The organism is Streptomyces sp. GbtcB7 (assembly GCF_019091445.1).
Taxonomy (GTDB): domain Bacteria; phylum Actinomycetota; class Actinomycetes; order Streptomycetales; family Streptomycetaceae; genus Streptomyces; species Streptomyces mirabilis.
This window is the reverse complement of record NZ_JAGXJM010000826.1, coordinates 1-228: the sequence shown is the minus strand read 5'-3', so window position 1 is coordinate 228 and position 228 is coordinate 1. Positions and strand designations below refer to the sequence as shown.

The window sequence follows — 228 nt, the reverse complement described above, 5'->3', positions numbered from 1 at the left end:
GGTATGAGCGCGCACGCTCTCGACCACGATCACGACCGTGACCACGTTCACGACCTCGACACCCTCGCCGCCGTGGCGCGGGCCGCCCTGGGGCGCGAGATCGACCGGGGCGGGGCCTGGGCCGCCGACCCGGTGTGGCGGGCGGTGTCCGGGGAGGTCCCGCGCCACCTCTACGCGCCGTACTACTACGTCGGTGCCGTGGGGGGCTTCGGGTGGGGGGGGGCGGTG

The 228-nt window shown here is 75.9% G+C and carries 1 pseudogene; it reads left to right on the top strand.

Annotation, left to right across the window (positions count from 1 at the left end):
• Positions 1-3: 3 nt before the first annotated feature.
• Positions 4-228: pseudogene (locus tag KVT44_RS57675) on the top strand (methyltransferase); the annotation flags it as partial.